General features: G+C 64.9%; 23 protein-coding genes. 12 read left to right on the forward strand and 11 right to left on the reverse strand.

The features are described 5' to 3' along the window. Window positions 1-53: 53 nt before the first annotated feature. Window positions 54-1,433: a TAXI family TRAP transporter solute-binding subunit gene (locus IVB13_RS23090; protein ID WP_051113073.1), complete on the reverse strand. Its 1,380-nt coding sequence runs from the start codon at window positions 1,431-1,433 to the stop codon at window positions 54-56. Window positions 1,434-1,710: 277 nt separating this feature from the next. On the opposite strand from IVB13_RS23090, the gene IVB13_RS23095 reads away from it, so the two are divergent. Both IVB13_RS23095 and IVB13_RS23100 read left to right on the forward strand, forming a co-directional pair. Beyond that, window positions 1,711-2,865, forward strand: coding sequence for an acyl-CoA dehydrogenase family protein (locus tag IVB13_RS23095; RefSeq protein ID WP_026233937.1), 1,155 nt, complete (start codon window positions 1,711-1,713; stop codon window positions 2,863-2,865). A 206-nt stretch (window positions 2,866-3,071) separates the two neighbouring features. Beyond that, entirely contained in the window at window positions 3,072-3,812 is a 741-nt protein-coding gene (locus IVB13_RS23100; protein ID WP_018460068.1) for a hypothetical protein, read from the forward strand. 53 nt (window positions 3,813-3,865) lie between these two features. Here IVB13_RS23100 and IVB13_RS23105 read toward each other — a convergent pair whose 3' ends face one another. Next, a complete protein-coding gene (locus IVB13_RS23105) occupies window positions 3,866-6,037 on the reverse strand; it encodes an EAL domain-containing protein (RefSeq protein ID WP_247490666.1) in 2,172 nt (723 codons plus the stop codon). A gap of 459 nt (window positions 6,038-6,496) precedes the next feature. On the opposite strand from IVB13_RS23105, the gene mepA reads away from it, so the two are divergent. The 4 genes from mepA to modC all read left to right on the forward strand — a co-directional run bounded on the left by mepA (window position 6,497) and on the right by modC (window position 9,817). Next, window positions 6,497-7,441, forward strand: coding sequence for a penicillin-insensitive murein endopeptidase (gene mepA, locus IVB13_RS23110; RefSeq protein WP_026233938.1), 945 nt, complete (start codon window positions 6,497-6,499; stop codon window positions 7,439-7,441). Window positions 7,442-7,662: 221 nt separating this feature from the next. Then, entirely contained in the window at window positions 7,663-8,445 is a 783-nt protein-coding gene (modA, locus tag IVB13_RS23115; protein WP_018460072.1) for a molybdate ABC transporter substrate-binding protein, read from the forward strand. An 11-nt stretch (window positions 8,446-8,456) separates the two neighbouring features. Further along, a complete protein-coding gene (modB, locus tag IVB13_RS23120) occupies window positions 8,457-9,152 on the forward strand; it encodes a molybdate ABC transporter permease subunit (RefSeq protein ID WP_018460073.1) in 696 nt (231 codons plus the stop codon). Window positions 9,153-9,154: 2 nt separating this feature from the next. Further along, a complete protein-coding gene (modC, locus tag IVB13_RS23125) occupies window positions 9,155-9,817 on the forward strand; it encodes a molybdenum ABC transporter ATP-binding protein (RefSeq protein WP_018460074.1) in 663 nt (220 codons plus the stop codon). A 258-nt stretch (window positions 9,818-10,075) separates the two neighbouring features. On the opposite strand, the gene IVB13_RS23130 is transcribed toward modC, so the two are convergent. Further along, entirely contained in the window at window positions 10,076-10,336 is a 261-nt protein-coding gene (locus IVB13_RS23130) for a PepSY domain-containing protein (protein WP_018460075.1), read from the reverse strand. 337 nt (window positions 10,337-10,673) lie between these two features. Next, the gene (locus tag IVB13_RS23135) at window positions 10,674-12,467 is read right to left on the reverse strand and encodes a potassium/proton antiporter (RefSeq protein WP_018460076.1); all 1,794 of its coding nucleotides are present in this window, start codon (window positions 12,465-12,467) and stop codon (window positions 10,674-10,676) included. A 211-nt stretch (window positions 12,468-12,678) separates the two neighbouring features. On the opposite strand from IVB13_RS23135, the gene IVB13_RS23140 reads away from it, so the two are divergent. The 3 genes from IVB13_RS23140 to radC all read left to right on the forward strand — a co-directional run bounded on the left by IVB13_RS23140 (window position 12,679) and on the right by radC (window position 15,750). Beyond that, the gene (locus IVB13_RS23140) at window positions 12,679-13,995 is read left to right on the forward strand and encodes a mechanosensitive ion channel domain-containing protein (protein ID WP_026233939.1); all 1,317 of its coding nucleotides are present in this window, start codon (window positions 12,679-12,681) and stop codon (window positions 13,993-13,995) included. A 121-nt stretch (window positions 13,996-14,116) separates the two neighbouring features. Next, window positions 14,117-14,935: a type I methionyl aminopeptidase gene (gene map / locus IVB13_RS23145; protein ID WP_018460078.1), complete on the forward strand. Its 819-nt coding sequence runs from the start codon at window positions 14,117-14,119 to the stop codon at window positions 14,933-14,935. Between the two features lie 101 nt (window positions 14,936-15,036). Next, a complete protein-coding gene (gene radC, locus IVB13_RS23150) occupies window positions 15,037-15,750 on the forward strand; it encodes a DNA repair protein RadC (protein WP_018460079.1) in 714 nt (237 codons plus the stop codon). On the opposite strand, the gene IVB13_RS23155 is transcribed toward radC, so the two are convergent. After that, a complete protein-coding gene (locus tag IVB13_RS23155) occupies window positions 15,747-16,067 on the reverse strand; it encodes a glycine zipper domain-containing protein (protein WP_026233940.1) in 321 nt (106 codons plus the stop codon). The two genes, radC and IVB13_RS23155, sit on opposite strands and share 4 nt — an antisense overlap. Window positions 16,068-16,230: 163 nt before the next feature. Beyond that, window positions 16,231-16,605 (reverse strand): hypothetical protein, encoded by a 375-nt coding sequence (locus IVB13_RS23160; RefSeq protein ID WP_018460081.1) that lies wholly within the window; start codon window positions 16,603-16,605, stop codon window positions 16,231-16,233. 253 nt (window positions 16,606-16,858) lie between these two features. On the opposite strand from IVB13_RS23160, the gene IVB13_RS23165 reads away from it, so the two are divergent. Next, on the forward strand, window positions 16,859-18,253 hold the full coding sequence (locus IVB13_RS23165; protein ID WP_018460083.1) for a peptidoglycan-binding protein: 1,395 nt from the start codon (window positions 16,859-16,861) through the stop codon (window positions 18,251-18,253). Window positions 18,254-18,320: 67 nt separating this feature from the next. On the opposite strand, the gene IVB13_RS23170 is transcribed toward IVB13_RS23165, so the two are convergent. Genes IVB13_RS23170 through IVB13_RS23190 form a run of 5 tightly spaced genes read right to left on the reverse strand, consistent with a single transcriptional unit; the run spans window position 18,321 to window position 22,680 of the window. Then, window positions 18,321-19,013 carry an AprI/Inh family metalloprotease inhibitor gene (locus IVB13_RS23170; protein WP_026233941.1) on the reverse strand — a complete coding sequence of 231 codons (693 nt, stop codon included), beginning with the start codon at window positions 19,011-19,013 and terminating at the stop codon, window positions 18,321-18,323. After that, complete coding sequence (locus IVB13_RS23175; RefSeq protein WP_018460085.1) at window positions 19,013-20,002, reverse strand: 2-hydroxyacid dehydrogenase; 990 nt, start codon at window positions 20,000-20,002, stop codon at window positions 19,013-19,015. Before IVB13_RS23175 ends, IVB13_RS23170 begins: the two co-directional genes overlap by 1 nt. Then, entirely contained in the window at window positions 20,002-20,820 is an 819-nt protein-coding gene (locus IVB13_RS23180; RefSeq protein WP_018460086.1) for an ABC transporter permease, read from the reverse strand. The genes IVB13_RS23175 and IVB13_RS23180 overlap by 1 nt, the downstream gene beginning before the upstream one ends. Next, window positions 20,817-21,647: an ABC transporter ATP-binding protein gene (locus IVB13_RS23185; protein WP_085358545.1), complete on the reverse strand. Its 831-nt coding sequence runs from the start codon at window positions 21,645-21,647 to the stop codon at window positions 20,817-20,819. The genes IVB13_RS23180 and IVB13_RS23185 overlap by 4 nt, the downstream gene beginning before the upstream one ends. A gap of 10 nt (window positions 21,648-21,657) precedes the next feature. Further along, on the reverse strand, window positions 21,658-22,680 hold the full coding sequence (locus IVB13_RS23190; protein WP_026233942.1) for an ABC transporter substrate-binding protein: 1,023 nt from the start codon (window positions 22,678-22,680) through the stop codon (window positions 21,658-21,660). Window positions 22,681-22,818: 138 nt separating this feature from the next. Here IVB13_RS23190 and IVB13_RS23195 point away from each other — a divergent pair, with 138 nt between their 5' ends. Together IVB13_RS23195 and IVB13_RS23200 are read left to right on the forward strand one after the other, a co-directional pair. Continuing rightward, window positions 22,819-23,625 carry a creatininase family protein gene (locus IVB13_RS23195; protein ID WP_085358543.1) on the forward strand — a complete coding sequence of 269 codons (807 nt, stop codon included), beginning with the start codon at window positions 22,819-22,821 and terminating at the stop codon, window positions 23,623-23,625. A 139-nt stretch (window positions 23,626-23,764) separates the two neighbouring features. Further along, a complete protein-coding gene (locus IVB13_RS23200; RefSeq protein WP_007597808.1) occupies window positions 23,765-24,028 on the forward strand; it encodes a hypothetical protein in 264 nt (87 codons plus the stop codon). Window positions 24,029-24,289 lie beyond the last annotated feature (261 nt).

Raw genomic sequence — 24,289 nt, forward strand, 5'->3', positions numbered from 1 at the left:
ATGGGCGAGGAAACGCGCATGAACGCAACTTCCGGATACCAAAGCCGGTATCGCTACCGCCGCGCGGCGAGCACGTTCGAAGGAGGGGTTTGCAACGCTGCGCGCCTCTCGCTGAGCGCATGATCGAACAGTTCGAGCACCAGGCCGAAGGCTGCCAGCTCCTCTTCCTCGATGGCGCCGTCATCGTAGCAGCCAAGTGTTTCGACGATGATGGCGTCGACCTCCTGCTGCATGGCCAATAGCTCGTGGTCGAATTCCGCGGTGCGCACCTTGGAAACCAGCGCCAGAATTCTGTTGCGATGGCCAGTGTTCTCGTCGCGTTCATCCCGATTCAGATATTGACGCAGCCAGGCGCCGGCCGAGCCAATGCCGGAGAGAAGCAGGAGCGCAAACCAGAAGTAGTCGCCATATCTGTCGAGGAAGGTGCGCTCGGTCCCGTCGATCACGGCCGCCGCTCCCCGATGAACCGGCAGCTCGGCTTCCTTCTCGGTGTCCGGCTTGGTGATTTGCGCAGCGCCAGGCACCTGCCTGGCAATCGCCTGCCGGAGGGCAAATTGCTGGCGGTAAAACGCTGACACTGTCGTTTCGGACAAGGCTTTCCGGGCGACGATCAAATGGCTGACACTGACGGTCTCCACCTTGTCATCGGGCCAGGCTGGATTCGCATTGAAAATGCTTGGCGGAATTTCCTCCGATTCATAACGCGGATGCTTCAGGGCGATGGCTTCCGATGCGTCGATCGCGAGAAATTTCGGCTCGCCACGCGCCCGGGCGGTCGCGGCGACGGCGTCGGCAGTTATCTTGCTGTCGAGCGGACCGACAGCCATGAAGGCGTCGAGGCTCGGGTCACGCGCCAGCTCCTCGAGCTGGCCAGTGCCGAATTGAGTGACCGTGACCTTGTCCGGCTCCACACCGGCGGCGCTCAGGATGACTCTCAGCAACGCGGCGTTCGCCGGGGTCGCGCCGATCACCCCCACCCTGCGCCCTGCGAGATCGGCGACCTCCTTGATTTTGGGCGCCGGCTTTCGCTTGGAGCCCTTGCCCGCCGGTCCCGAAGAAGACCACAGCACGACGAAGTTCTTGCGCAAGATGACGACTGTTTGCGCGTCGGCCGGCATTTCCAGATCGCCGCGACCGACCGCAAGGTCGGCCTTGCCGGCACCGAGCAGAGCGAGAGCTTCGGCCGCTCCGGCGGTCGCGATCGGAGACAACCTCACCGTCCTGCTTTCGTTGGCAAAGGCCTCGGTCATCGCCTCGATCACCTTGTGATCGTTGCTTCCCGGCGGTCCGACGGCAATCCGAAGCGTTATCGGCCGCAGCGCGTAATACAACGTGCCCGCAGCGGCACCGAAAACGAGAAATCCGATGGCTAAAATCAGCAATAGGGTCTTCGTCTGTCTCCGCCCTCTGCGGGCTGCGTCACTGCGTTTCATCGGAGCATCAGACGAGGACATTTGCCGCTGCCGGTTGGAGGCCAAAATCGCTGCCTGTTTCGGAACAGTATCATGCTCTTCTGGAAAACGATAATGTCGGAGCAGCCCCAATAGTTTCTTGGCCCGGCGTGAGCCTTTCGAGCTTGCGCGATCATCTCTGATTCCGCACTTCACGTGGCGATGGCCGGATTGACGCCACACCAACTTGATCCCCCTCGCCAAATAGATCACCATCGTGCGATTGACCGCTCACGGTAGAATGGGCGAGGAAACGCGCATGAACGCAACTTCCGGATTTGGCCTCGTCGAGCGGGCACGGGCTATTGCGCCGCTGATCGCGCGCGAAGCCGACGAGATCGAGCGGACGCGGCGACTGACCGATCCCGTCGTCGGCGCGCTGATCGAGAACGGGCTCTATCGCGCGCTGCTGCCGCAGAACCTTGGTGGCGCCGAAGCGCCGCCGGAAGCCTTCATGCAGATGCTGGAGGAGATCGCGAAAGCGGATGCCTCCACCGCCTGGTGCCTCGGCCAATGCACGGTCTGCGCCATGATCGCGGCCTCGCTCGACCACGACACCGCGCAGGAGATCTTCAACACGGCGCCGGGCATCCTCGCCTGGGGCGCGATCGCGCATGAGGCGCGGGCGGTCGAAGGCGGCTATCGCGTCACGGCGCGCTGGGATTTTGCCTCCGGCTCGCGGCAGGCGAGCTGGCTCGGCGCGCATGTCCGCATCGTCGGAGCCGACGGCGCGCCGCGGAAAAATGCCGACGGCTCGGCGGAGGTGCGCACCATCCTGTTTCCGGTCGCGAGCGGCGTGCTGCACGACGTCTGGCAGGCGATCGGGCTCGCCGGCACCGGCACCGATTCCTACGAGGTCGCCGACCTGTTCATCCCCGAGCGCTTCACCGCGTTTCGTGACGTGCCGTCCGCGCTACGCGAGCAGGGTCCTCTTTACAGGATCGGCACCGGCTCGACGTTCAGCCTCGGCTTTGCCGCGGTGTCGCTCGGCGTGGCGCGCGCCACGCTGGATGCCGCGATCGCGCTGGCGCGCGGCAAGCATCAGTCGCTGGCGGCAAGCGCCATGCGCGACAACCAGGCGGTCCAGGGCCTGATCGGCCGCACCGAGGGCGACCTGCGGGCCGCGCGCGCCTATCTCTATGCGACGGCAAGTGCGATGTGGCGCGATCTCTGTACGACCGGCGAATTCAGCGCGGCACATCGGGGCTCGGTTCGCCTCGCCGCGACCTGGACCATCCACCAATCGGCCAAAGTGGTCGACACCGCCTATCACATGGCCGGCGCGACCGCCGTATTCCGCAGCAATCCGTTCGAGCGCCGCTTTCGCGACATGCACGCCATCGCTCAGCAGATCCAGGCGCGCGACACGCATTACGAGGATGTCGGTAAGATGATCCTTTCAGGGGACCGCTGACGTCGAGCAGTTACGAAAGTGCACGCACGCTGACCTATATTGAGTTGCCCTCCGGCGTCTTCGTCGCTGAACCTTCGTGAATTTTCTCCGACTAATTTCCATAGCTATAGGAACGACAGCTTTTCCGCTGTAACCGCGCCGACCACATGGAAGTGATGATTCCGAATTCTTCTTAGCGCGCTGGATTTGCGCAAGAGAGGTCCGTTATGGGCCGAACAGCTGGCAGGAAAGTCAGTTGCCATGCCATTCAGGGGCGTTCGCCGGGATGGCACCATGGTGGCATTCTCATTATCGCCATCCTCTGCATCGCATGCACTTTCCTGTTTGCGAGCGAGGCCGTGGCTCAATGCTCGGCGCGAGACGTCCTGCGGAATCACCTGAAGCTCAAGCAAGCGCCGTCTGGGCCGCAAATCCCAATCAAATCCGCCGTCGATGTCCCTGCGTGGAAGACGATCAGGATCGGGACGTTTGCAAACTTCTTCGCCCTCAGTAACGCTTTGGATGCGGCAGGTTGTGGCATCGGAAACTCGGCCGGCGAAATTCTCGCGCGGCCGACGTTTACCGTGAGCGCCACGACAACGAGCGTAGAGCTTTTCACGGTGTCGGCAGCCGAACTGGGCTTTCGGACCGACACTGCGTTGCTGGCAGACATCTACGCGCGCGCCAAACAATTGGGTTTCGGCCTGGCGGCTGCAGAAGTCGGACCACAACTGAGGCTTCAATATTTCGACCAGCCGATCGGTGAGTTTCTCATCATCGGAATGGAGCCAATCAGGACCTGGCAGGGCGCCCCCGTCATCTTGAATGTAGCCAATGGCGGCGCGGGACTTATCCTCATCGGCCAGGATGGCAGCGCCGACGCACAGATCCCCGCGGCATCCCGTTTTGTATTCGTGCGGTCCCATGAAACCGCTCCTGCCGAGGCCGTAACACTTGTCGGCCACTGAATTTCCGGGTTTGTGCATCTCGAGACGCAAGACAACAGGTCAGCACCTTAACCCTAGGCCACCAGCGCGGCGTCCTCGCCTACGCCGTCGATGCCGCGCTGCGCGGCGAGCAGGCTGATGATCTGCGCATTCGGCCGGGCCTTGCTGAACAGAAAGCCCTGGCCTTCGTCGCAGCCCTCAGTGCGGAGGCAGCTCAGCTCGGCTTCGGTCTCGACGCCTTCGGCGGTGATGGTGACGCCGAGGCCTTTGCCGAGGCTGACGATCGAGCGAATGATCGCCTGTGCCTCGCGATTGGCGCCGAGATCGCGCACGAAGGACTGGTCGATCTTGATCGTGTCGAACGGGAAGCTGCGCAGATAGCTCAGGCTGGAATAGCCGGTGCCGAAATCGTCCATTGAGATGCGCACGCCGAGCGCGCGCAGCGCGTGCAGCGTCGCCAGCACCTGGGCGCTTTTCTCCAGCAGCAGCGTCTCCGTGATCTCGAGTTCGAGCCGCCGCGGCGGCAGGCCGGAATGCTTCAGCGCATCCGTCACCACCGAAAGCAGATTGCCGCTGCGGAACTGGAGCGGCGACAGGTTGACGGCGACGCGGACGTCGTCCGGCCAGGTCGCGGCATCGTGACAGGCCCGGCGCAGCATCAGGCCGCCGAGCGGATTGATCAGCCCGGTTTCTTCCGCGACCGGAATGAACTCGGCCGGCGAGACCATGCCGCGCTCGGCATGCGGCCAGCGCACCAGCGCCTCGAAGCCGGTGATGCGGCCGCTCTGGAGGTCGATCAGCGGCTGATAGTACGGCCGCAGCACGTCGTTCTGAATGGCGTCGCGCAGCTCGACCTCGATCTTGCGGCGGGTCTGCGCTTTCGCATCGAGCGCCGCCTCGAAGAACGCGAACGATCCGCGCGCATCCAGCTTGGCGCGCGACAGCGCCATGTCGGCGCTCTTGAGCAGCTTTTCGGAATCGTCGCCGTCGCCCGGCGCCATCGCGATGCCGATGGAGGCACCGACCACCACGGAATGGCCGTCGAGCAGATAGGGATCGGCGATGGCTTCGAGCAGGCGCTTGGCCAGCAGCACCGCATCCTCGGGACGCGTCAGGCCGCTCTGCACGATGGCGAACTCGTCCGAGTTCAGCCGCGCCAGCGCGTCGTTCTCGCGCAAGGTCGAACGCAGCCGCTTGGCGACGCCACGCAGCAGCTTGTCGCCGACCGCGTGTCCCAGCGTGTCGTTGACCGCCTTGAAATTGTCGAGCCCCAGCATCAGCAGGGCGACCTTGTCGGTGCTGCGCCTCGTATGCAGCAGCATCTCGTCGACCTGCTGGCGCAGCAGATTGCGGTTTGGCAGACCGGTCAGCCCGTCATGCTGGGCCATGAAGGCGAGCCGCGCCTCGGCGCGCTTGCGCTCGGTGATGTCCATCAGCGCGAGCAGCACCGCGGGCCGCTCGGCATAGATCAGTTCGCGCGAATAGATCGCAAGGTCGATCAGGGCGCCGTCGGCCCTGACGTGCTTCCAGGTGCGTCCGGCCTGCTCCTCGCCGGCCGCATCGGCGGTCCAGGGCGGCTCACTGTCGAAAGCCTGAAGGGAACGGATCGTCAGCCGCTCGAACTCGGCGCGGCTGTAACCGTAATGGGCGACCGCGGCATCGTTGACGCCGAGGATGCGCTCATCGTCCAGCGCGCAGACGATCATTGGGACGGGATTGCCGTCGAACAGCAGGCGAAACGAGGCCTCGCGCTGCTTCAGCTCGGTGATGTCGACGCGCAGGCCGACGACGCCGCCGTCGTCGGTCAGCCGCTCGTCGATCAGGATGACGCGGCCGTCCGCCAGCTTCTGTTCGTGGCGCGCGCCGGGCTGATAGAGCCTTTGCAGCCGCTCGGCGATCCATTCTTCCTCATGGCCGGCAGCCTCGGGATAGTCGCCGCGGGCGACGCCGATGCGCAGCGTGTCCTCGAGGCGCGCGCCTTCCTCGAACAGATCGGCGGTCTTGCTGTAGATCTCCGCGTATTGCTTGTTCCAGAGGACGTAGCGGCCCTCGGCGTCGAGAAACACGATGCCTTGCGGCAGGATCTCGATGGCCTGGCGCAGGCGCTCATGGGATTTGCGCGCTTCCGCGATCGCGGCCTCAGCCTCGGCACGGCTGCGCAGAACTTCGTCGCGTTCGGACGGAAGATGAGGGGGGCGCGCAAAGCGCGGCTTGCGCGGGTGCAGGCCGCCGAGCACGCTGCCCATTCGCTTTTTCGGCTTTCGAAACCCCAAACTCAACTTCACTCGTCCCAGTCGCACCCAGCCCCGCAACTCTTGGGGCAAGTGTCTGAAAAAAAGGTAATCCTGGGTGGCATGGCGATGGGACGCACGGTCTGGCAGTCTCGACAAAACAGCCCTCATTGCCCGTTTGCAAGGCGCGGCCGTGCCGATGGGCGCTCCAAGCGCATCGCATTGTCGTCATCGGAGAACGAGATGGCGCAAAATTGCGCGCTGCCTTGAATCATTTCCGGGATCCCGCGCGCTTGCATGCAGAAGGGGGTGAGTACGCGTCCCACGCACGAATTTTGGTCAATGCATGAGAGGGTTATCGCATTGTTAAAAACCGGCCGGCCGACGCACCGGGAACTACGACTTCGAGACGATATTTCAGCGGAAGGACTGTTCCTTAACCCTGACGCTGTGTTGGGTTATAAGAATGTCAACATGAGTCCCCGCCGCCTCGCCCCTCTCCTGCTCGTCATGACGCTCCTGGCCGCCGGCGACGCGCTGGCCCAGGACAAGGGCAGCGTCAACCCAAAGCCGCTGCCGCCGCTCGCCAATCCAAACGATCCCACTATCGGCGCCAAGGAGCTGTTCGCGCGAAAGCTGCTGCCGTCGAAGGGACCGGCGCACGTCATCGGCTCCTATGTGAAGGGCTGCATCGGCGGCGCCGAGCAGATGCCGCTCAACGGCGACAATTGGCAGGTGATGCGGCTGTCGCGCAACCGCAGCTATGGTCACCCCGCGATGATCGCGCTGATCAAGCGGCTTGCGGCAAGAGCGCACAAGGACGCGGGATGGCCGGGCATCCTGGTCGGCGACATCGCCCAGCCGCGCGGCGGGCCGGCGCTGTCCGGCCATGCCAGCCACCAGATCGGCCTCGATGCCGACATCTGGCTGACGCCGATGCCTGACCATCGCTTATCGCGCGAGGAGCGCGAGGACATGTCGGCGGTGATGATGGTGCGCCCGGACCGGCTCGACATCGATCCGAAGGTGTTCACGCCGGGCCATGTGCTGGTGCTGCGCGACGCGGCGCAGGAGCCGGCGGTGCAGCGCATCTTCGTCAATGCCGCGATCAAGAAGGCGCTGTGCCGCGAGGCCAAGGGCGACCGTTCCTGGCTGTCGAAGATCCGGCCGTGGTGGGGCCACGACTATCACTTCCACATCCGCATGCACTGCCCGGCGGGCGCGAGCGACTGCGAGGGCCAGCCGTCGCAATCCGAGGACGAAGGCTGCAAGCCCTCCGATCTCGCCTATTGGTTCAGCGACGGCGTGCTGCACCCCAAACCCCCGCCGGAGCCCCCGAAGCCGAAACCGCCGATGACGCTGGCGCAGATGCCGGCGGCGTGCAAGGCCGTGCTGCACGCGGGCAATGCGAAGCCGTAAAACTCTCCGCCAGGATGACGAATTCCTGGTTGGCGCTATGCGAACCGTCGCCTTTGACCTGTTCCGCCACCCTGTTATGATGACCCAGCGATCGCTTGCCGGACCGTAAGTCCGTCGGGCCTGCCGGAACAGCGCTTCCGCCGGTCGCAAGCCTCATTCAACCCACGCCGTCTTGCGCGCGCCGCCTTGCGTGCCCTGAGCGCGCGCATGGAGCGCTGCCGATGTCCCGCCTTTCCGTGCTTTTTTCAGCTTTATTCCTTCTGGCCGCGGGCCTTTCGCCTGCTGGAGCCGAGGACAAGACCATCACCGTGTTCGCGGCCGCCTCGATGAAGAACGCGCTCGACGAGGTCGACGCCGCCTACACCGCCAGGACCGGCGTCAAATTCATCGTCAGCTATGCCGCAAGCTCCGTGCTCGCCAGGCAGATCGAGCAGGGCGCGCCGGCCGATGTATTCGTCTCCGCCGACACCGACTGGATGGATTACGCGATCTCCAAGAAGACTATCAACGAGCCGACCCGGGTCAATCTGCTCGGCAACAGCATCGTGCTGATTGCGCCGAAGGATTCCAGGCTCGACAACGTCCCCATCGGGCAGGGGTTCGACCTCGCAAAACTCGCCGGCGACGGCAGGATCGCGACCGGCGACGTCAAGTCCGTACCAGTCGGGAAATATGCCAAGGCGGCGCTGACGAGCCTGGGCGCCTGGCAGGCGGCGGAGCCGAAATTCGCGATGGCCGAGAGCGTGCGTGCCGCGCTGACGCTGGTCGCGCGTGGCGAGGCCAACCTCGGCATCGTCTATTCCACCGATGCCAAGGTCGAGCCCGGCGTGAAGATCGTCGGCACCTTCCCGGCGGATTCGCATCCGCCGATCATCTATCCCGTCGCTGCGACCGCGACGGCAAAGGGCGACACAAGCGACTATCTCGCCTTCCTGCGCTCGACCGCCGCCAAGACCATTCTCGAAAAATACGGTTTCAAGTTCCTGATCAGCCCCTCTACTTAATTTGCGATTTGATGCTCGACATCTCTCCCGCCGAATGGACCGCGATCCTGCTCTCGCTCAGGGTTGCCGTGATCGCGACGCTGGTGGCAACGCCGTTCGGCATTGCGCTGGCATGGCTGCTCGCGCGGCGTGATTTCTGGGGCAAGTCGGTGCTCGATGCGCTGGTGCATCTCCCGCTGGTGCTGCCGCCGGTCGTCACGGGTTATCTGCTGCTGCTCACTTTCGGCCGCCGCGGACTCGTCGGCGCTTTCCTGGCGGACCATCTCGGCATCGTATTCGCCTTCCGCTGGACCGGTGCCGCGCTTGCCTGCGGCCTGATGGCGTTTCCGCTGCTGGTGCGCCCGATGCGGTTGTCGATCGAGGCGATCGACCGCCGGCTCGAGCAGGCCTCCGAGACCCTCGGCGCCACTCCTTTCAAAGTGTTCTTCACGGTGACGCTGCCCTTGGCGCTGCCCGGCGTGCTCGCCGGCATGGTGCTTGGCTTTGCCAAGGCGATCGGCGAGTTCGGCGCGACCATCACCTTCGTCTCCAACATTCCCGGAGAGACCCAGACGATTTCGTCCGCGATCTATTCGCTGATCCAGACCCCGGACGGCGACGCCGCCGCGGGACGGCTCGTGATCGTCTCGATCGTGCTGGCGCTCGGCGCGCTGATCGCGGCCGAATGGTTCGCCCGCCGCGCCACCGCGCGCCTGCACGGGAATTGACCATGCTGCGCGTCGACATCGAAAAGCAGCTCGGCGAGTTCTCGCTGTCCGCGTCCTTCGCGAGCGAAGGCCGCGTCATCGGACTGTTCGGAGCGTCGGGCGCCGGCAAGACCTCGCTGGTCAACATGATCGCGGGGCTGCTGCGGCCCGACCGCGGCACCATCGTGATCGACGGCGAGACGGTCGACGACAGCGCGGCCGGCATTCATGTGCCGACCTGGCGCCGCCGCATCGGCTATGTGTTCCAGGATGCGCGGCTGTTTCCGCATCTCAACGTCGCGCAAAATCTCGACTATGGCAGGCGGATGAACCACCTCGCGCCCGATCCGGCGCAGCACAAGCGCGTCATCGAGCTGCTCGACATCGGCGCGCTGCAGGGTCGCCGCCCCGGAAAGCTCTCCGGCGGCGAGCGCCAGCGCGTCGCGCTCGGTCGCGCGCTGCTGTCGCGGCCGCGCCTGCTGCTGCTCGACGAGCCGCTCGGCGCGCTCGACGAGGGCCGCAAGCTGGAGATCCTGCCCTATCTGGTGCGGCTGCGCGATGAGGCCAACGTCCCCATGGTCTATGTCAGCCACGACGTCGCCGAGCTGCGCCAGCTCGCGACGCAGATCGTGATGCTGAAGCAGGGCCGCGTGACGTCGTTCGGCGGGGTGAAGGTGCTGACGTGAGGGGTCCGTTGAGCAGGCAACGGATGAGGCAAGCCGCCGGCCCACCCTCCGCCGTCGTCCTGGCGAAAGCCAGGACCCATACCGCGTGATCTATCAGCGGCAGGTGGTGTGCGTACCAGCGAAGAAAACGTAACTGCCGGTGTTCGCAAAACTACTCCCCGGGGTAATGGATCGTACCGCGAGCGGCGATCGCGCTGCATTGGATGGTGGCGGTGCCGGCCGAGTGATCCTCGCCGACACCGCTACCGAGACCCGCCACTACCAGCCGCGATCGACGTTGCGCACCTCACCCGTTCGCGCGTCCACATCGACCTCCATCCAGCGGCCGGCGCGATCACGGCCTTCGATCTGCCATTCGTCGCCGAGGAACTCGGTGTGCGAGACGGTCATGACGCCGATGTCGGTGGCGACGTCGAGCGCGACCTGCATCGAGATCTGATCGCCGGTGTCATAGGCCATCGCGGGCGCGGCCGATCCGAGCCCGATCGCGACGATGGCCGGCAAGATGAGCTTTCGCATGGATTACTCCTGTCGGATGCGTTTACGCCGCTAAGAACGAGCGGCATCGCGGAGCGTTCCGGGAGCAGCGGTCACGAAGACGCGCAAATCTTCGGCGGTTGCGGCGATTTGGGGGCGGTTCCAGCGTTGTCGCCATCGCTCTCCGCCGTCGTCCGGCGAAAGCCAGGACCCATTACCCCAGAGAGGAGAGTGGGTGGGCCAGATCGTCACCACCAGCCTTCGCAAAACAGCTGACGGTGGGTATGGGTCCTGGCGCCTGTGCGCAATTGCGCACTAGGCCAGGACGACGAAGAAGCAGACGTGCGCTTCATCAATGACCGCCAACGCGGATGTGGCGTTAAACCCCAGCCACCGAGCTCCACAGATCCGCCAGCTTGCGCCGCAGGACCTGCCTGCGCGTCAGCGGCGCGGGCGTTTCCTCGTCTTCCGGCAGGCGCAGGCCGACGACGTTGACTCGGCCACCGGAGATGGAGCGCGCCACGAGCACGATCGGATCCAGCACGAGCTCCGCGCCCTCTTTCGGCGCGCGGTCGAGATGGACGTCGAAATAATCAGCGAGCGTGTGCCCGCGCTCGTCCTCGCCGACCTCCACGCCGTAGATCTCCGCGAGCTCGGCGAGCGTGTGCTCGCCGGAGACCATGAAGTCGCCCAGCAGATGCGGGTCCGGCGCTGAGCTCGGCTGCATGTCGACGAAGAAGCGGTCAAGCGATTCGGCCTTTTCCGGCGGCGCCAGCAGATAGATGTAATCGCCGGGCGCGATCGGCTCGGCTTCCGCCGGCGTCAAAATGTTCTCCTTGCGGATCACCAGCGTCGGCTTCGACCAGGACGGGATCAGGCCTCGGCGAAAATACAGGCTCTTGGACCGCACCGGATAGCCGACGAGCTGCTGCTCGAGCTGGCCGGGCAAGTCCAATTCGACACGGCGCGGGCCGCGTTCGGCGCGCGGCAGCGCCACGTGCAGCTTGCGCGCGGCCGGCCCCAGGGTCCAGCCTTGCAGGAGGAGCGAGATGATGACGACGACGAAGGCGACGTCGAAATAGAGATAGGCCTTCGACAGCCCGACCAGCATCGGGATCGAGGCCAGGAAGATCGCGACCGCGCCGCGCAGGCCGGTCCAGGCGATGAAGATCTTTTCGCGCCAGTTGAAGCGGAACGGCGCCAGGCAGACGAACACGGCGATCGGCCGCGCCAGCAGCATCAGGACGAATGCGATCCCGACCGCCGGCAGCACGCTGCCGCCGAGCCGGCTCGGCGAGACCAGCAGGCCGAGCAGGACGAACATCACGATCTGCGCCAGCCAGGTCGCGGCGTCCAGGAAGGCCACCACCGAATTATGCGCGCGGGTCGGGCGGTTGCCGATGATGATCCCGGCGAGATAGACCGCGAGGAAGCCTGAGGCATGCATGATCTGCGAGCCGCCGAAGATGACGAGCGCGGCGGTGGTGACAAACGGCGCATGGAGGCCCTGCGGCAGCGCGACCTTATTGAGCGCGATGACGACCAGACGCCCGCCGATCACCCCGACGACGGCGCCCAGCACGGCCTCCTGGGCGAACTCCATCAGCACATGCGCGGCCGTGCCTGTTCCCAGCGAGATGTACTCGACCAGCATCAGGGTCAGGAAGATCGCGAAGGGATCGTTGGTGCCGGATTCCACCTCCAGCGTCGCGCCGACGCGCGGGCGCAGGCGCAGGCCCTGGGTATGCACCAGCAGGAACACTGCGGCCGCGTCAGTCGAGGCCACCACGGCGCCGACCAGCAGCGACTCCGTCCAGTTGAGGTCGAGCGCATATTTCGCGAACGGCGCCGTGATCAGCGAGGTCAGCAGCACGCCGACGGTCGCGAGCACCATGGAAGGCGCGAGCACGGTGCGGATGCTGGCAAAGCGGGTCCGCAAGCCGCCGTCGAACAGAATCAGGGCGAGCGCGACCGAGCCGACCAGATAGGTGGTTCGGACGTCGTCGAACTGCAGCTGTCCGGGACCGGAATCGCCCGCGAGCATGCCGATCGCGAGGAAGACGAGCAGAAGGGGCGCGCCGAAGCGCAGCGCAAGCAGGCTTGACAGGATCCCGGCCAACACCAGGACGGCACCGAGCAATATGGCGAGGCTGACACTGTCGAGGGAAGCCATCCACCTTCCGGGTACGAAATCGCTGGAATTGCATCCTTATCGTCGGCGGACTCCCACGCCAACCCATTTTCTCCCGCTCGCGGCAATCTGCCCGCATTTTGCGGCCTTAACGCACTTCACTTGGCGGTGTATCGGTGGTCCGGCCGCGCCCTTTGTGGGATTCTCCGGCGCGCTCGAATCAACGCCTCCCGCCCGCTCCCCGACGAGACCGATAGACATGGACCTCAAAGACTTCATGGAGTTCGTGCAGACCACCGCGCGCAGCGTCGGGGCGGAAATCTCCTCGCCCTGGTTCTACCTGCAATTCGGGCTCATTCTGGCCGCGGCCGGCATCGCCTATGCCGCGGAAGCCGCCGTTCGCAGCCGCGTCGACATGACCTCGCTGGCGATGCGCTGGCCGCTGCCGCTCCGGCACTTCGTCCGGGTGATGGTCTCCAGCGCCTCGACGGCGGTTTTCACCCTGCTCGTGATCGTCTCCCGCGTGGTCATGTACCACGCGACCTGGCCGAGCCGCAGCTATCTCCTGATGGTCGCCGCCAAGCTGGGGCTGGCCTGGCTCGCGATCCGGCTCTTGACCTCGGTGCTGCGCAACGCCTTCATCGTCAAGCTGGTGTCGATCACGGCCTGGTTCGTCGCGGCGCTCTCGATCCTCGGCCAGCTCGATGCGACGGTCGACCTGCTCGACTCTTTCGCCATCGTGCTCGGCGGCCTGCGGCTGACGCCGTTGCTCGTGATCAAGGCGGGTGCGCTGCTGCTCATCGCGCTCTGGCTCACCAACATCGCCAGCAATTTCGCCGAGAGCCGGATCAACTCGACCACAGATCTGACGCCATCGGTGCAGGTGCTGCTGGTCAAGATCATCCGCATCGGCCTGCTTGCGGTCGCGATCGTGATCGCGCTCGGCACGGTCGGCATCGATCTCTCGGCGCTCGCGGTGTTCTCCGGCGCGGTCGGCGTTGGCATCGGTATCGGCCTGCAGAAGATCGTCGCCAATTTCATCTCGGGGATCATCCTGCTCGCCGACAAATCGGTGAAGCCCGGTGATCTCGTCACCATCGGCGACAACACCGGGCGGATCAGCGCGATGAAGACGCGCTATATTTCCGTCGCCGCCGGCGATGGCCGCGAATTCCTGGTGCCGAACGAGGATCTGGTGACGCAGAAGGTCGTCAACTGGACCTACACCGACAAGAACACGCTGGTGAAGATCGCCTTCGGCACCAATTACGACGCCGACCCGCGGCTGGTCTGCAAGCTCGCCGCCGAGACCGCGGCCGCTCACCCGCGCGCGCAGAAGGGCAAGCCGCCGAATTCCATCCTGACCGAGTTCGCCGAAGCCGGGATGAAGTTCTCGCTCACCTTCTGGATTGCCGACCCCGACGGCATGGACAACGTCAAGAGCGACGTGATGCTGGCGCTGTGGGACGCCTTCAAGCGCGAAGGCATCCGGGTTCCCTACCCGGTTCGCGAAATCCGCGTCCGCGGCGGCGCCCTGCCGGTGGAAACCATCATGGAAGTCCCGAATTAGGCCCGCTTTCAGGCGCAAGGCAGGGCAGGCCTGACTTGCATGAAGGCGCGCAATCATTAAATTGGGCGCGAAATCAAGCCTTTCCGCCGATATCGAGCCCACCCCAGAAGATTGCGCCCGCATGAGCTACGTCGAAGCTACCGATACCTCGCTCCGCAAGACCGGGCAGATCAAGCTGCATGGACCAAGCGCCTTTGCCGGCATGCGCAAGGCGGGAGCGCTGGTGGCGAAGTGCCTCGACGAGCTCACCGACATCGTCGGGCCCGGCGTTCCGACCGACCGCATCGACCAGTTCGTCCGCGACTTCGCGTTCAGCAACAATGCCTATCCGGCGACGCTGATGTATCGCGGCTACCGCTATTCAACCTGCACCTCGCTCAACCACGTGGTCTGCCACGGCATGCCCGGCGACCGTCCGCTGAAAGAGGGCGACATCGTCAACATCGACGTCACCTTCATCGTCGACGGCTGGTACGGTGATTCCAGCCGGATGTATGCAGTCGGCCCGATCGCACGCAAGGCGGAGCGGCTGATCGAGGTGACCTATGAGGCCATGATGCGCGGCATCGCCGCGGTGAAGCCCGGCGCCACCACCGGCGACATCGGCCACGCCATCCAGAGTTTCGTCGAGCCGCAAGCCATGAGCGTGGTGCGCGATTTCTGCGGCCATGGCCTCGGGCGCATGTTCCACGACGAGCCGAACATCATCCATATCGGCCGGCCCGGCGAGGGCGTGCAGCTCAAGCCCGGCATGTTCTTCACAATCGAGCCGATGATCAATCTCGGCAAGCCGCATGTGAAGATCCTCTCCGACGGCTGGACCGCCGTGACTCGCGACCGCTCGCTATCGGCGCAGTTCGAGCATTCGGTAGGCGTCACCGCCACCGGCGTCGAGATTTTCACGCTGTCGGAGCGGCACGGCGAGAAGCAGATCGGGTGATCCCGGCGGCTGACGTTCGCATTCGCCGGCTGGCGTGAAACGGATTTGCCGCCGCAATTGACGGTTGCAAAAACGGTTATCCGCGGCAATGCTGGCGGCCGATGCCCGCCAAGACCGACCACGACAAGAGCAAGCCCGAAGAAGCGCCGCACTATCTCGGCCATCGCGAACGGCTGCGCGAGCGCTTCTACAGCGCGGGTGCGGACGCGCTCAGCGACTACGAGCTGCTGGAGATGGCACTGTTTTCGGCGCTGCCGCGGCGTGACACCAAGCCGCTGGCGAAGTCGCTGATCAAAATTTTTGGCTCGTTCGCCGAGGTCGTGCACGCGCCGGTGGCGCGCCTGCGCGAGGTAGACGGTGTCGGCGAGTCCGCGATCCACCAGCTCAAGCTGCTCGCGGCGGCGGCGCATCGCGTCGCCAAGGGCGGGGTCAACAGCCGCAACGCGCTGTCGTCCTGGAACGAAGTGATCGACTATTGCCGCACCAGCATGGCGTTCGCCGACAAAGAGCAGTTTCGCCTGCTGTTCCTCGACAAGCGCAACCAGCTCATCGCCGACGAGGTGCAGCAGACCGGCACCGTCGATCACACCCCGGTCTATCCGCGAGAGGTGATCAAGCGCGCGCTGGAATTGTCCGCGACCGCGCTGATCCTGGTGCACAACCACCCCTCAGGCGATCCCTCGCCCTCGCAGGCCGACATCCAGATGACCAAGGCGATCATCGACATCGCAAAACCGCTCGGCATCGCCGTGCACGACCACATCATCGTCGGCAAGAGCGGGCATGCGAGTTTGCGCGGGATGCGGCTGATCTAGTAGCAATATCGCGGATCGACCGGGACATAGGAGCCGTCCCGGCGCTGCGCGTAGCAGCCGCGCTGATAGGCGTAATAGCCGGAGCGGCGGCGTTCGCCCTCGGAGGCGATCGCAGCGCCCGTGCCGGCACCGACGACGGCGCCGATGGCGGCGCCGCGGCCTCCGCCGATGGCGCCACCCACGATCGCTCCACCGACGCCACCGAGGATGGCACCGCCAATGGCGTCCTGCGCCGCCGCCTCATGAGCCGGCATCGCGATCACGACCGCCAGACATGCCGCGATAGCGAAACTTCCAATGCGAAGACCTCGAAGCATGCTCGCCCTCCCCTGTGGTCAGACGAGTCATAGCGCCGCAGCCGGATTCGGACCAGAAAAATCACCATTTCGGGACCCGGCGCGTCACGCTATGGCGTCGGAGGCTCGGATCGAAGGCGGCTCAGACCATGGCGCATGCGCAGCACGGGCCGGCCGCTTCATCTCATGCATCGACCCAGCGCTGCACGGCCTCGGCGGTGTCGGCTGGCGTGGTGTTGAAGCAGATCGCGGCGTCGGGCGCCAGGCGGTGGACGAGGTTGAGCACCTTCTCGAACAGCAGCAGACGCTCCCGAGGCTCGCGCAGCCCCGCGCCGATCACGATGCAGTCGAAATTCTCCTCGCGCAACGCTACCGTGACGGCGGCTTCCGCCGCGGCATCGAGATCGATCAGGCAACTCGTGACCTCGTAACCGAGATCGCGCAGGCGCAGCAGCTGCGCATCGATATAGTTGCGCACGAGCTCCGGCGTGAGCTGCGGGAATGCGCTGTAGTCCGCGTTGCCGGGTTCGATGCCGATCGCGAGGACGCGCGTGGTCATGTTGGACTCCCTGGCCAGACTGCCTCGCGTCGCTAACGGGGCAGCGGCCCTGCCGGTTCCGTCGCGGACCGCCGCCCTGATCCCGGTCCTGCCGCTCATTTTCCCGGCGAGGTTGTAACCCACTTCACACGCGGCGCCCCGGCGGCCTGCCAGACTTGCAGGAGATCACGCTGGCCTCACGCCCTGATCACGGCACCTGGTTCATTTCGACTGACGCGCAGTTGCGAAAACTCATTCATTGCGGGAGCGGAAAATGATTTCATTCGAGAGTCTGAAAAGCGAATACGAGCGTAATTGGGCCAATCTCGAGATCCGGCCTTCGCGCCTCTCCGACGCGAACGCGATCGCGCGCAAAGCCATCAACGGCAAGGCGACCTATCAGCAGATCGAGCGGTTGACCGGCGTGCCCTGGTATTTCGCTGCCCTCTGCCACTACCGCGAATCCAATTTCGATTTCGACACCTATCTCGGCAACGGGGAAACGCTCCATCGCGCGACGACGCTCGTTCCGAAAGGACGCGGTCCGTTTGCCACGTTCGTGGACGGCGCCGTGGACGCCTTCAGAATCGAGAATTTTGTCGGCGCTCACGACTGGGGGATCGCGCGGATTCTGTTCCGGCTCGAAGCGTTCAACGGCTTCGGCTATCACGCCAAGGGCTGCAACTCGCCCTATCTCTATGGCGGTTCGACGCTGTATGGCCCGCCCGAGGCAAGGGCCGGAAAATTCGTCCGCGATCATGTGTTCGATTCGAACCACGTCGATTCCCAGCTCGGCACCGCGGTGATCCTGCATGCGATGATGTCGCTGGATTCCTCGATCACCCTCGACGGCAGCCCGCAATTCGCAAGCCGCGCCGAGCCGGAGGACGACGCGGCGTCGACGATCGTCCTCATGCAGCAGGCGCTCAACAAGCTCGGCGCCAATCCGCCGCTCGCGGAGGACGGCATCAGCGGGCCGAAGACCAGGGCCGCGGTCTCGCAGTTTCAGCAGCAGAACGGCCTGAGAGATACCGGACTTCTCGACGGCGCCACCGTCGGCGCCCTCACGCGCGCGGCGCAGTCGGGCCCCACCGGACCGACCGGCGATGTCTCCCGGATCATGAAGCGGCTGGAGGACCTCGCGCAATTGCTGCGGCCGCCGGTCGGCGGTGTGACGCCGGCAACGACGACATCGGGCAATACGCTGCCCGCCACCAATGATCCGATCAGCCTGTTCGAACGGCTCTTTTCCCTCGTCAACAAGTCAGCCCCCATGCCAGGACCAGTCACCCTCACCCCAACCAGCCCCGCTCCCGTCGACCAGTTGAAGCAGGTCGTCGACCTGCTCGGCACCTTGCTCAACCGGGACGGCAAGCCCGTCCTCGGCCAGGTCAATGGCGCGCTCGGCGAGACCATCGGCAAGATGCTCGACGGCAAGAAGACTGCGCTCGGCATCGGCGGCTCGCTGATCACGGCGCTGCTGTCGTCGGTGACGGCGAGCCCCAATGCGGGAGGCCTTGCCGGGTTGCTCGGGACGCTCGTGTCGGCGGTGCCGGGCCTCGGCCAGTTCGCGATGCCGATCTCGCTGGCGCTCACAGCCTGGGGCGTGCTCGGCAAGATGGAGAAGTGGGCCCAAGGCACAGCGCCGCCGCCCAAGCCGACGACGTAGCCTGCCACCATCCTTCGAGACGCCCGCCTATGGCGGGGCCCTCAGGACGAGATTGCGTTTCGCGGCGCTACTGCCGCAGCATGATCAGGGGATCGGCGGTATCGGGGACGCGCCGCCATTGCGCGTTGTCGTCGGCCTCGAACTGCCAGGCCTCGCCGGCCTTCGACAGCAGGATGATCTGGCCGCGGTCTAGCCGCCATTGCGTCGGGTTGAACTGCGCGATGGCCGCATCGCATTTCGGCTTGAGGAAGACCTGGAAATTGTCCGGCCCGGCTTCCGTGTTGGTCAGCGTTAGCCCGCAGACAGGCTGGCCGTTGCCGCGCACGATCGACCAGTCGCCGATCATCTGGTCCATCGACTTCGCCATCGAGCGGGCGGCGGCGAGGTCTTGCAGGATGTAGACGCCCTCGCCCTGCCGCAGGCCCTCGAAGATGCCGGCCTCGACCTCGGTGAAGTCGATCACGGCCTCACCGCTCGCATCCTGCAAGCGGACGATGTCGAGACCCCTGACGCTCCAGGCGACGATGTCCTTGGTGAAAGGCAGCGCGGCCTTGCAGGCCGGCTCCAGCTCGAGCTTGAAGCCCTGCGCCGCGGCGTCGGCCTTGAGCGTGACGACGCAGGTCTTGCTGCGCTCGGTGGTCGAGAGCTCCCACTGCCCGGGCATCTCCTTCTTCAGGGTCGTCGTATCCTGCGCCTGCGCGATGCCGATCGCGGCCAAGCAGGCCACGACGGCGAATGTAACGACGCGAAGAACTCCCATCAGCGTCCCTTGAACGGCGTTTCGGCAACCGGCGTCAACGGCGCCTTGCCTGAGAACCAGGACTTGAGATTGTCGACCACGAGCTGATCCATCGCGTTGCGCGTCACCACCGAGGCCGAGCCGATATGCGGCAGCAGCACCACATTCTGCATGGCCTTGAGCTCGTCCGGCACGTTCGGTTCGGCCGCGAACACGTCGAGGCCGGCCGCGAGGATGGTGCCGGACTTGAGCGCCTGGACCAGCGCCGGTTCGTCGATCACCGAGCCGCGCGCAACGTTGACCAGCACCCCGCGCGGGCCGAGCGCCTTCAGCACCTCGGCGTTGATCATCTTGTTGGTCGAGGCGCCACCGGGCACGATCACCATCAGCGTGTCCACCGCCTTCGCCATCTCGATCAGGTCGGGGTAGTGCTTGTAGGAGACGTCCTTGGACGGGTTGCGGGTGTGATAGACCACCGGCACCAGCGAGGCATCGAGCCGGCGCGCGATCGCCTGTCCGATCCGGCCCATGCCGACGATGCCGACCTTGCGGTCGCGCAGCGAGCCGACGCTGAGCGGATAGTTCTGGGTCTGCCAGAGACCGGAGCGCACATAACGGTCGGCCTTGATGAACTCGCGCACCGTGGAGATCAGAAGCCCCATCGCGACGTCGGCGACCTCCTCGGTCAGCACGTCGGGCGTATTGGTGACGATGATGTTATGCTCGGCGGCGTATTTGGCATCGACGTGGTCGTAGCCGACGCCGAAGCTCGCCACCATCTCGATCTTGGGCAATTGCGACAGCGAATCCCGGTCGGCGCGCACGGTGTGATAGGTCACCGCCACGCCGCGGATCTTTTCGCGGATCGCCGGCGTCAGCCGCTCGAGATCGCCCCGCGTCTCCGCCTTGTGCACGACGAAATGATCGGAAAACCCGTTCTCGAGGATCGGCCGGACCGGCCCATAAATCAGAAGGTCGATCTTTTCGGACGAAATCGAACCGGTGGTCATCAGTTGTCCTTTCCAAGCGCGCTCTCGTGCCAGCGCCGTAAGACGAGGTGGGAAACTAGCGCCAGCACCCCATAGATGACAATCCCGGCCAGCGACAACAGCAGCAGCGCTGCGAACATGCGGGGTATGTTCAAGCGGTAGCCGGATTCTGCGATCCTGTAGGCGAGCCCGGAGCCGGCGCCGGCCGTTCCCGCCGCGATCTCGGCCACGACCGCGCCGATCAGCGACAGGCCGCCGGCAATGCGCAGGCCGCCGAGAATATAAGGCAGCGCCGCCGGCAGCTTGAGATAGCGCAGGGTCTGCTGTGGCGAGGCGCCATAGAGCTGGAACAGGCCCGCGAGGTTGCGATCGACCGAATTGAGCCCGAGCGTGGTATTGGACAGCACCGGGAAGAAGGCGACGATGAAGGCGCAGACCACGACCGCGGTCTGCTGCTCCAGATAGATCAGCAGCAGCGGCGCGATCGCGATGACCGGCGTGACCTGAAGCACCACGGCATAGGGGAATAGCGATGCTTCCACCCATTTGGACTGGTTGAACAGCAGCGCCAGCGCGATGCCGCCGACGCTGGCCGCGACAAAACCTTCAAGCGTGGTCAGCAGCGTCGCGGCAAGCGATTGCGACAGCACCGCCCAATCCTTGATCAGTGTCGCGAATATGACCGAGGGCGCCGGCAGCACGTAAGGCGGGATGTCCTTGATCCGGACCACGAGCTCCCAGGCGAGCAGTCCCGCCGCGAACACGATGACCGGTAGCGCGAAGCGCACCGCGCGTTGCGCGCCGGACGGCTTCGCAGTGACGGAAGCTTGCGCGTTCATAGCGTCGACTGCCCTGCATAGGACGGCGCCAGCGCCGCCGACACTTTCCGGCAATAATCGGAATAGGCGACTGAAGTGCGAAACTCCTCGCCACGCGGCTCGACCGTCTCGACGCGGAAGTCGGCCTGGATGCGGCCCGGCCGCGCGGTCATGACCACCACGCGCTGCGACAGATAGACGGATTCGAACACCGAATGCGTGACGAAGATGACGGTCTTGCCGAGCCTGCGCCACAGCGCGAGCAAATCGTCGTTGAGGCGGAAGCGCGTGATTTCGTCGAGCGCCGCGAACGGCTCATCCATCAGGAGGATATCAGGGTCTGTGACGAGCGCGCGCGCCAGCGACACCCGCATCTTCATGCCGCCGGAGAGCTCGCGCGGAAAGGCGTCGGCAAAATCGGCAAGCCCGACGCTTGCGAGCGCCTCATCGGCGCGCGCGCGCGATTCCGCCTTCGGAACGCCTGAGAGCTTCAGCGGCAACCGCACATTCTCGCGCACGCTGGTCCAGGGCATCAGGGTCGGTTCCTGAAACACGAAGCCGATGCCATGACCTGGGTGAACATGACCTGGCTGCGGTGTGCCCTCACGACGCGCCAGCCGGACGATTCCTGACGACGGCGCGCTGAGTTCGGCGATCAGCCGCAGCGCCGTCGACTTGCCGCAACCTGACGGCCCCAGCAGCGAGATGAACTCGCCCTTGCGCACCGCAAGATCGAGCGGGCCGAGCGCCATCAGGCCGTTGTCATAGGCCTTCGTCACGCCGCGCAGGCTGACAGCCAGAGCCGTCAGGCCGGTCTCGACCCCCGCCGACGTTTGGACTGATGACATCGGCCCTGCGCTACGGCTTGCTCGGGCGCAGCTCGGCGCCGACGCCCTTGTTGACGAAGCGCAGCGTATAGGATTTGCGGAAATCGAGGTCCGCCTTCACCACGCCCGCCTTCACCATCTTGTTGAAGAAGGAGGTGTAGCGCTCGTCGCTCATCGCGCCGATGCCGTTCTTCAGCGAATCGCCGGAATCGACGATGCCGTATTCCTTCATCTTGGCGACGGAATAGGCGAGCAGCTCGTCCGTCATCTCCGGATTGAGCTTCTTGATCATGGCGTTGCCCGCTGAATTGTCGCGGTAGATGTAATTGTACCAGCCGACCATGGAGGCATCGACGAAGCGCTGCACCAGGTCGGGCTTCTTCTCGACGACGTCGCGGCGGCTCTCGATCAGGGTCGAATAGGTGTTGAAGCCGTAATCGGCGAGCAGCAACACGTTGGGCTTGAAGCCCGCGGCCTTCTCGACCGCGAAGGGCTCCGAGGTGACGTAACCCTGCATCGCGCTCTTGGGATTGGCGATGAAGGGCTGCGGATTGAAATTGTAGGGGCGAACGTTCTTCTCGCTGAAGCCGTATTCGGACTTCAGCCACTGGAAATAGCTGGTCATGCCCTCCTTGGAGACGAACAGCGTCAGCGGCTTGAGGTCCTCGATCTTGGCGACCTTGGCATCGGGCTGCGTCAGCATCACCTGCGGATCCTTCTGGAACACCGCGGCGATGGTGACGACCGGGACGTTGTTGGCGACTGCGTCGAACGACATCAGCGTGTTCGCGGCCATGAAGAAATCGATCTTGCCGGCGATCAGCAGCATCCGGTTGTTCTCGTTGGGCCCGCCGGGCACGATGGTGACGTCCAGCCCGTATTTCTTGTAAGTGCCATCGGCGACGGCCTGGAAAAAGCCGCCATGCTCGGCCTCGGCGACCCAATTGGTGCCGAACATGACCTTGTCCAGGGTTTCGGCGCGGGCCGGGACGACCGAGACGAAAGCGGCCATCAGGCCCGCCGTTAAGGCTCGCCGCAGATGAGAGGGGCTCATGATGGGACTCCGTCGATCGCTTCTAGCCGATGTCCAAGCAACGCGATAAAACCGCAAGACATTCGGGGACGCGAGCCGGCCTGGCCCGCGTCCCCTGATACCCTAAATTACGCGACAAATTCGGGCAAAGAAACCTTGATGACGCCTTCCCGCGATTGGACCGAGATTCGCTGGGCCGATGCCAGCCTCGCGGAGGTTTCGCGCTGGATCGCGGTGCTGCCGCTGGCCGCGACCGAGCAGCACGGCCCGCATCTGCCGCTCGAGACCGACGTGCTGATCGCGGACGCCTATCTCGCGCGCGTGCGCGAGCTCCTGCCCGAGCGCGCTCCGGCCACTTTCCTGCCCGTTGAACCGATCGGGATTTCCACCGAGCATATCGACTATCCGGGCACGCAGACGCTGCCGACTGACATCGCGTTGAAAAAATGGACCGCGATTGGCGAGGACGTCGCGCGCCGCGGAGTGAAGAAGCTCGTCATCGTCACCAGCCATGGCGGCAACAGCGCGGCCATGATGCTGGTCGCGCAGGATCTTCGCGCGCATCGGAAACTGTTCGTGGTGACGACGTCGTGGTCGCGGCTGTCGGGCGCGGACAAGCTGTTCCCGGCCGACGAAGTGCGCCACGGCATCCACGGCGGCGCCATTGAAACCTCGATCATGCTGGCGCGCTATCCCGATCGGGTGCGCATGGATGCGATCGCGAATTTTCCCGCGAGCAGCATCGCGATGGAGCAGCAATATCGCTGGCTGTCGACGCAGCGACCCGCGCCGTTCGCCTGGCAGGCGCAGGATCTCCACGCGAGCGGCGCCGCCGGCAACGCGACGCTAGCCGTGGCCGCGAAGGGCGAGCAGCTGATCGACCAGGGCGCCCGCGCTTTTTGCGAGCTGCTTGCCGAGGTTGATAACTTCGACGTGAACAGGCTCGCAAAAGGCCCGCTCGGCTAGCGCTCATCCTTCTGGAATCATTCAGGAAAGAGCCAGACTCGAGCTCCGCCTTTGCCGAGTTCGAACCGGACGCGCGGAGCCTCCGTCCAACTCGGTACGCGGGCCACAAGGGACCGCCTCAACCCGGATGGAGTTTCACATGTCGATTAAGACCAAGATTTTCGCAGTTGCCCTCACCGCGCTCACCCTGACCGGCAGCGTCGTGGCCACCACCTCGCAGGCGCAAGCCAAGCCGCTCGGCTGGGGCGTCGGTGTCGGCCTGGGCATCGCCACCGCCGCCGTCGTCGGCTCCGCGATCGCCGCCAGCAACGATCCCTATTACAACGGCTATCACCGCTGCGGCTGGGCCGCCCAGTACAACGCCTTTGGCCAGTACGTCGGCCGCGTGCGTACCTGCTTCTGATTTGAGTCCCTGAGGCCGATCTCACGTGGATCCCGCGTCCGACACGGGCGCCTCATCCACCCCGTGTCGTGCCCCCGACCCCGCCCGGATGTCCCCCCGGGCGGGGTCAACCGTTTTGGACCTTGGAATTTGTTGCAGTCCCGTCACATCGCGGTGCGAACCATCTCCTGCGACAATCCGCACTAGTTGCTACTGCGAATTAATCGCAATAAGGTTTCCAGAGACTCAGGGGCTTGGGAAGAAATCGCGCCGGATCGAGAT

This window comes from Bradyrhizobium sp. 17 (assembly GCF_023073515.1).
Classification (GTDB): Bacteria; Pseudomonadota; Alphaproteobacteria; order Rhizobiales; family Xanthobacteraceae; genus Bradyrhizobium; species Bradyrhizobium canariense_D.